6 protein-coding genes and 2 tRNA genes are annotated in these 7,171 nt (G+C 68.9%); 5 read left to right on the plus strand and 3 right to left on the minus strand.

The features are described from left to right. The first annotated feature begins 157 nt into the window (after window positions 1–157). The 3 genes from PKH97_RS11710 (at window position 158) to PKH97_RS11720 (ending at window position 3,940) form a co-directional block, all read left to right on the plus strand. Entirely contained in the window at window positions 158–1,402 is a 1,245-nt protein-coding gene (locus PKH97_RS11710) for a deoxyguanosinetriphosphate triphosphohydrolase (protein ID WP_324387641.1), read from the plus strand. A 112-nt stretch (window positions 1,403–1,514) separates the two neighbouring features. Next, window positions 1,515–3,419, plus strand: a complete 1,905-nt coding sequence (gene dnaG / locus PKH97_RS11715) for a DNA primase (protein WP_324387635.1) — start codon at window positions 1,515–1,517, stop codon at window positions 3,417–3,419. Further along, window positions 3,419–3,940: a hypothetical protein gene (locus tag PKH97_RS11720; protein ID WP_324387637.1), complete on the plus strand. Its 522-nt coding sequence runs from the start codon at window positions 3,419–3,421 to the stop codon at window positions 3,938–3,940. Before dnaG ends, PKH97_RS11720 begins: the two co-directional genes overlap by 1 nt. 121 nt (window positions 3,941–4,061) lie before the next feature. Here PKH97_RS11720 and PKH97_RS11725 read toward each other — a convergent pair. From PKH97_RS11725 to PKH97_RS11735, 3 genes are all read right to left on the minus strand, one after another. Then, window positions 4,062–4,134, minus strand: a tRNA-Asn gene (locus tag PKH97_RS11725). A 278-nt stretch (window positions 4,135–4,412) separates the two neighbouring features. Then, window positions 4,413–5,234 carry a transporter substrate-binding domain-containing protein gene (locus tag PKH97_RS11730; RefSeq protein WP_324387638.1) on the minus strand — a complete coding sequence of 274 codons (822 nt, stop codon included), beginning with the start codon at window positions 5,232–5,234 and terminating at the stop codon, window positions 4,413–4,415. Window positions 5,235–5,390: 156 nt separating this feature from the next. Further along, window positions 5,391–5,951, minus strand: a complete 561-nt coding sequence (locus tag PKH97_RS11735; protein ID WP_324387639.1) for a LysM peptidoglycan-binding domain-containing protein — start codon at window positions 5,949–5,951, stop codon at window positions 5,391–5,393. 283 nt (window positions 5,952–6,234) lie between these two features. Between PKH97_RS11735 and PKH97_RS11740 the strand changes: the two genes are divergently transcribed. Then, window positions 6,235–6,311 (plus strand) — tRNA-Ile (locus PKH97_RS11740). A 226-nt stretch (window positions 6,312–6,537) separates the two neighbouring features. Then, window positions 6,538–7,053, plus strand: a complete 516-nt coding sequence (locus tag PKH97_RS11745; RefSeq protein ID WP_324387640.1) for a DUF3145 domain-containing protein — start codon at window positions 6,538–6,540, stop codon at window positions 7,051–7,053. The last annotated feature ends 118 nt before the right edge of the window (window positions 7,054–7,171 follow it).

Genomic DNA, 7,171 nt, shown 5'->3' on the forward strand with positions numbered 1-7,171 from the left:
GCGGGCCAGCCGGCGCCGCCGCGCGCGGGGCGCACGAGCCGCCGGGTTCGAACCGACCGGATCCACACCGGCCGGATGCATTGCCGCCTGACGAGCCCGATCAGCCAATGCCGGGGATGTGATGACCGCGACAGCAGCGTCCAGCGCGCCAGCGGGCATGGTGACCCCATCCGACCCCTATGGGGCGGCGGACCGGGCGCGCTGGGTTGCCGAAGACCCGGCGCTCAAGCGCACCGACCGGGACGAGTTCGCGCGTGACCGGGGCCGGCTCATCCACTCGGCCTCATTGCGCCGCCTGGCGGCCAAGACGCAGGTGCTCTCCCCGGACAGCGACGATTTCGTCCGCAACCGGCTCACGCACTCGCTGGAGGTCGCCCAGATCGGGCGCGAGTTCGGCGCGGCCCTGGGCTGCGACGGCGACGTCGTCGACGCGGCCTGCCTGGCCCACGACCTGGGACACCCACCTTTCGGTCATAACGGCGAGGCCGCCCTCGATGCGCTCTGCGCCGACATCGGCGGCTTCGAGGGCAATGCTCAGACCTGGCGCATCCTGACCCGGCTCGAGGCCAAGCGCGAGCACCCCGACGGCCGCCCCGCCGGCCTCAATCTCACGCGCGCCAGCCTCGACGCCGCCTGCAAATATCCCTGGGCGAGAGGGGAGTTCGAGGGGGTCGCAAAGTTCGGTGTCTATGCCGATGACCTCGACGCCTTTCGTTGGATGCGCGAACGCCACCCGCCGGCTGAACGGTGCCTAGAGGCCGATGTCATGGACTGGTCGGACGATGTCGCCTACTCCGTGCACGACGTCGAGGACGCCATTGCCTCGGGCCGGCTTGCCCCGGCCCGCCTGCTCGACCCGGGGCATCGCGCGATGGTGCTCGCGGTCGCCCAAGGCGCGTATGCCGCGGACCTGACCGCGGACGCTTTGCAGGAGGCGCACGAGCGGCTCCTGGCCCTGGCGGTGGTGCCAACGGCATACGGCGGGACCCGGAGGGACCTCGCAGCGCTGAAAGACATGACGTCGCGGTTGATCGGTCGTTTCGTGCGCGCGGTCGAGGAGGCGACCCGGGTGGCGTACGGGCCGGGACGGCTAGCCCGATATGACGCGCGGCTCGTCGTGCCCGACGAGACGCGCGCGGAGTGTGCCGTGCTCAAGGCGATCGCCGCGCATTTCGTGATGCACGCCGAGGACCGGGTGCCGCTCTACGCGCGGCAACAGGAGTTGATCGCCGGCCTGGTGGCTGGCTATGAGGCCGACCCCACGCGCCTGGACATCGACCTGCAGGCCGACCATGGGGCCGCTCCCGACGATGCGGCGCGGCGGCGCATCGTCGTCGACCAGGTCGCGAGCCTGACCGACGTTCGCGCCTGGGCGATCGGTCGCGCCTGGGGGCTTGCCTGATACGCGCCCGCCCGCGTCTGCGTGGGCACTCATGCCCTGTGGATGGCCCGGAGCGGATGCCCACGGCGACTATCTACACTGACCGGACAGCAGCCGGAAGGAGCCGCGAGCAGTGGCCGGGCGAATCGTGGCCGAGGACATCGCGGCCGTGAAGGAACGCACGTCGATCGTCGACGTCGTCCGCGATCACGTGACCCTGCGCAATGCCGGCACCGGCTCGATGAAGGGCCTGTGCCCTTTCCACGACGAGAAGTCGCCGAGCTTCACCGTGCGCGAGAGCGCCGGCACCTTTCACTGCTTCGGCTGCGGCGAGGGCGGCGATGTCGTGGCTTTCGTCCAGAAGGTCGACGGGCTGACCTTTGTCGAGGCGGTCGAGCGCCTCGCTGCCCGGCTCGGGATGGAGGTGCGCCGCGAAGAGGGCGGGCCCAGTGGCGAGAGCCTCGGCCGGCGCTCGCGCCTGGTCGAAGCCCACCGCATCGCGCAAGAGCTCTATGCCGATCGTCTCGTCAACAGCCCCGATGCGCGGGCGGCCCGGGACTTCCTGCGGGCGCGTGATTTCACGGGCGCCGACGCGGCACGGTTCGGCGTCGGCTTCTCGCCCCGTGGTGGTGAGGAACTCGCCCGGCTGCTGCGCAGCCGCGGCTTCTCCGAGGAAGAGATGGCGCTCGCCGGGCTCGTCGGGCGGGGTGCCCGGGGCAGCTACGACCGCTTCCGCGGCCGGCTGATGTGGCCGATCCGCGACACCTCCGGCGACACCATCGGCTTCGGGGCGCGGCGGATCTTCGATGACGACCGGATCGAGGCGAAATACCTCAACACCACCGAGACGACGATCTATAAGAAGTCGCAGGTCCTCTATGGGATCGACTTGGCGAAGAAGGCGATCTCCGGCGGCCGGCGGGCCGTCGTCGTCGAGGGCTACACCGACGTGATGGCCGCCCACCTCTCCGGCGTCGAAGCCGCGGTCGCGACCTGCGGCACGGCTTTCGGGGTCGATCACATCAAGTTGCTGCGCCGGCTGATGCGCGACGAGCCCGGGCTCGACCCGGCGCGGATCATCTTCACCTTCGACGGCGACGCGGCCGGTCAGAAGGCCGCGATGAAGGCCTTCGCGGAGGATCAACGCTGGACCGCGCAGTCCTTCGTCGCGGTCGCCACCGACGGCATGGACCCGTGCGATCTGCGGCTGCGCAGGGGGCCTGAGGCGGTCAAGCATCTGGTCGAGGACGCCGTGCCGATGTTCGAGTTCGCCGTCCGGACACTGATCGGGCGACTCGACCTGACCACTGCCGAGGGGCGCGTGCAGGCAATGAAAGTCGCTGCGCCGGTGATCAATTCGATTAAGGATCCGAGCTTGCGACCGGAGTATGAGCGGACCGTCGCCGGCTGGATCGGCGTCGGCGTCGAACAACTCGCCGACGCCGTGCGCCGGGCCGGCACCTTGCGTCCCCCCGAGGAGCCGCGACGTCGCGAGGCTGAGGCGGCCGAGCCCACTGCGGACGAGCTCGCGGCCGCCCTGCCGATGCCGAATATGCGCGACCCCCTGGTCAATGCCGAGGCCCAGCTGCTCCAGGTCTTCCTCCAATACCCGAACGTCATCACGGGGGAGATGCTCGACTCGATCGCACCGGAGTCCTGGGTCGCTCCCGCGCACCGCGCCGTCTTCGATGCCGTCCGCAGCGTCGTCGTCACCGAAGGTATGACGCTTGCCCAGTGGGTGCAGGCCGTCACGACCAATGCGCCGCTGGCCGCACAACCGCTCGTGTCCGCCCTCGCGGTCGCATCCCTGCCGGTGACCCTCGACCCGTCGTCGGGGCTGCCGGAGGCGCGCTATGTCGCCTCGCTGGTGGCGCGGGTGCGCGAGGTCTCCATCACCCGGGAGATCGCCGACTCGCTGTCCCTGATCCGGCGTTTGTCGTCCGATCCCGATGCCGACCCGGCACAAGTTCGGGCCGTGTCGAAGCGTCTGCAAGATCGCCAACGAGCGTTAGCGGACCTTCGTGAGAGGGTGAGTTGATGGGATTCTCGTTGCGGCGCAAGGACACGGCGCCACCGCTGCCCGCTGAGGTCGCGTCGGGGCTCGGATTGCTGGCTAAGGAGCGCGTCGTCGCCGCGACCCGCGACGACACCGGCACGTGGGTCGTCGTCGGCACCGCCCGTCTGTATGCCGTTCCCCCCACCGGCGAGGTGCTCGCCCGCCCGTGGCACCTGGTCGACAACGGCAAGTGGGATCACGACCACTACACCCTGACGGTGACGTTTGTCGATGGTGCCCGCCCGCAGCAATGGGTCTTCCGGGAGGCCGCCCAGGTGCTTCCGGCCTTCCGTGAGCGTGTCCAGGCCTCGGTCGTCATCTCTGAGGCGGTCGACCTCGGCTCGAAGTCGCGCAAGGCGCGCGTAGTTATCCGCAAAAATCTCGCCGACGGCTCGCTGCACGACCAGACCATCCTGGGCCAGGGTGTTCGGCTGAGTGATCCGGGCGTGAGCGAGGCCGTCAACGCCACCCGGGCGCACCTGCGCGAGCAAGTCGGCCTCTGAGGACGGGCTGCAACGGGCCATTCCATGGCGACGGTGGAACCGGAATCGGAAATCAATCTCCGCGCGGGATGGGCGCAGGGTGCGGGCCGCGGGCATACGTGCAGGTCAGCCGTCTGTGGAGCTCCCCCGGTTGGACTCGAACCAACAACCCTTCGGTTAACAGCCGAATGCTCTGCCAGTTGAGCTACAGGGGATCGTCTGGCACGCCTCGCGGCGCTGGGAAACCATAGCAAAGAGCACCCGGAGTCAAGAAACTCGCCATGGCCACGGCACGGCCGGCGCCGGGGAGTTGGGCTCCCCAGCGCTGGTGTCAGCGCGGCGGAACAGAAGGTGGTCAGGGTCGTCTGACTCGATGGAGGACAAGGCAGTCTCCGCAGCCCAATGACGAAGTCGGTTCGACGACTTCCCCAGCCAGCGCGTGGGCGACAGGGCTCGATCAGGAACTTTTCACGTCCGCGCAGGCGGCGACCCGTCATCGGCAGGAGGCGAGCTTCGGGGGATTCTGCTTCGGGTCCAGGCGGACGCCGAGCGGGGTCAGGTTCTTGTCCACGGCCCGCTGCCAGGCGCCGGAACTGACCATCGTCGTCAGTGCGGTCGTGATCCGCCGGCACAGGCGGCTGTCGTCCTTAGGGAGGCCAACGGCATAGGACTCGATGGAGAAGGTCTTGCCGACGAGGGTGAACTCATCGGCATACTGCGGCTGCCGGGCGAAGCCGGCGAGGACGACCTGATCGCCGGTGACGGCATCGATCTGGCCGGTGTCGAGCAACGCGACGCACCGGGCATACGAGTCGAAGGTCTGCAGTTGCACGCCTGGATACTTCTGGACGATCCGCTGCGCGGCGGGCGTCCCCGTGCCGGTGCAGAGCGTATGCCCGGGCATGTCGTCCGGCCCGGCGATTCGGCTGCCGCGGCGCACGAGCAGCGTCTGACCGGTCGTGAGGTAGGGGCCGGCGAAGGCGACCGAGAGCGCACTCGCGTCGGTCATGGCATACGCGGCCACGACGATGTCGACCTGCCCGGTCGTGAGGAGGACGTCCCGCTGGGCGGGTGTGGCGCGGACATACGTGATTTCGGTCTTGCCGAGGGCATTGGCGACATAACTGGCGACGTCGATGTCGAAGCCGGAGTAGACACCCGCGCTGAGCAGACTCATGCCGGGTTCGTCAATGGCCACGCCGATCCGGATATTCGGACTCTTCGCGCCCTGGCACCCGCTCACGCCGAGCACAACAGCGGCGGCGAGCGCGATCCGCGCCGCACGTCGGTAGCGCCCGAGGGTTGGAATGCTCACGGGGGCAACGAGATCCGTTCTTCAGGTGCGGGTGTCTACATCCTCCCACGGGCGGAAAGGACGAGCGCGGTGGAGTTGCCTCCACCGCGCTCGCTACTGACCCAAGTCCGTCACCCCGGACGCCCCATTCGGCAGCCCGCAGGCGAGGCCCCCTGGTCAGTGGTTGGGGATCTTGAACTTCTGGCCCGGGAAGATCAGGTCAGGGTTCTCGATGTGGTTCAGCTTGGCGATCTTCGTGTAGGAGACGCCGAACTTCTCGCCGATCTCGGACAGCGTGTCGCCGGACTTGACGGTGTAGGTCCGGTAGTTCTCGTCGTCGTCCTTCTTGGGGGCGGCCTTCGCCTCCGGCGCCTTGGGCTTGGGTGCGGCCACCGGCTCGGCCGCGGCGTTCATCGGGTCCTCCGGGACCGGCACCGAGTGGGTGTAGTCGGGAGCGGGAGCAACCGTCGGCTCCGGAACCGGAGCCGGGGCGGGAGCGGCCGGGGGTGCCGGCGCGGATGCGGTGCCGGCCTTCTGCGCGGCCTCCTGCGCGCGCTTCTCGGCGTCCGCAGCAGCCTGCTGAGCCTTCGCGGAATCGTCGCGCGTCTTGGCGGCGACCTCGTCGGCGTGCTTGCGCGCGTCGGCGGCCTCCTTGGCCGCCTCTTCCGCCTGCTTTTTCGCCTTCTCCTCGGGAGTGTCGAAGCCGAGACTGTCCTTGATTTCGTCCAGGAATCCCATGATCTGGGTGTGCCTTCCATTGGTTGTGCACCGGTCGGTGCCGGCTCCGGGTCCTATGACCCGTGGGCCGAACGTACCGGACCGTACCCGCCCGCGCGCGCCGGACACCCTGGGAGTTTTCTGAGTGCCGACTGCCCGCACGCCTCCAGCTGCGACTGGTCGCCCCTGCCGTATGCCGTTCACCCCCACCGCGTGCGACGTTCCGGATGATCGTCCTTCGCGCAGCCGAGGCTAGACTCACCGCGCGCCTGACCGTCGGCTCGGCCGGAGCGGTCGAGCGCACGGGGCGTTAGCTCAGTCGGTCAGAGCATCGGACTCATAATCCGCCGGTCGTCGGTTCAAGCCCGACACGCCCCACCACCGTTGCGCGGACGCGTCGTCGAAGCGCTGAGCACGCTCATTGGGCCGCGGGAGCGCAAAATGGCTGAACGTCCGCGGCGACGGGCCTGATGCGAACGACTTTGCGCCTCCGCGGATGGTGCGGCTGGGTCGGATAGGGCACAATGTGGCCAGCACGGATCACTGTGACGCATGGTGCGCACGTTGGCGTTGGGGAAGACGTCCACAGCACACCAGGAGGATCAGGATGTCCGTCACCAGTTCGCGTGGCAGCACGCGTGGGGTCGTCTTCATCCATTCGACCCCGGCAGCGCTGTGCCCGCACCTCACCTGGGCACTCGAAGCGGTGCTCGGGGACCGCGTCGTGCTCGACTGGACCGAGCAGGGGGCGGCATACGGCCTTAAGCGCGCGGAACTGTCGTGGACCGGCGCGCCGGGCACGGGTGTGAAGCTCACGGCCGCCCTCAAGCCCTTCAGTGGCATTCGTTACGAGGTCACCGAGGAGCCCAGCCCGGGCCTGAACGGCATGCGGTGGTGCTTCACCCCGGCGCTCGGGCAGCACTCCGCCTGGATGGCCCCCAATGGCGACACCCTCGTGGGGGAGCAGCAGCTCAAAGAGGTCCTGCTCTATGCGCAGGGCAGCAATGAGGCGGTCGCCGACATGCTCGAAGAACTGCTCGGCACTGCCTGGGACGCCGAGCTGGAGGTCTTCCGCCACGCCGGTGAGGGTGCGCCGGTCCGGTGGTTGCACAAGGTCGGCTGACGACGCAATCGCCTGACGCGTGGCGGGCCGGCCGCCTTCTCCTGGGAAACGTTGAACGTCCCCCGACCTTCACAGTCGGGGGACGTTCAGCGTCCGGAGCGAAAGTTTCGGCGCTCAG

The sequence above is a fragment of the Nostocoides sp. genome (assembly GCF_035343835.1).
Classification (GTDB): Bacteria; Actinomycetota; Actinomycetes; order Actinomycetales; family Dermatophilaceae; genus Nostocoides_A; species Nostocoides_A vanveenii.

Excerpts from the sequence above, each read along its gene's own strand:
- PKH97_RS11710 (WP_324387641.1), top strand. The coding sequence starts at position 158 with ATGGTGACCCCATCCGACCCCTATGGGGCGGCGGACCGGGCGCGCTGG.
- PKH97_RS11720 (WP_324387637.1), top strand. The coding sequence starts at position 3,419 with ATGGGATTCTCGTTGCGGCGCAAGGACACGGCGCCACCGCTGCCCGCT.
- PKH97_RS11735 (WP_324387639.1), bottom strand. The coding sequence starts at position 5,951 with ATGGGATTCCTGGACGAAATCAAGGACAGTCTCGGCTTCGACACTCCC.
- PKH97_RS11745 (WP_324387640.1), top strand. The coding sequence starts at position 6,538 with ATGTCCGTCACCAGTTCGCGTGGCAGCACGCGTGGGGTCGTCTTCATC.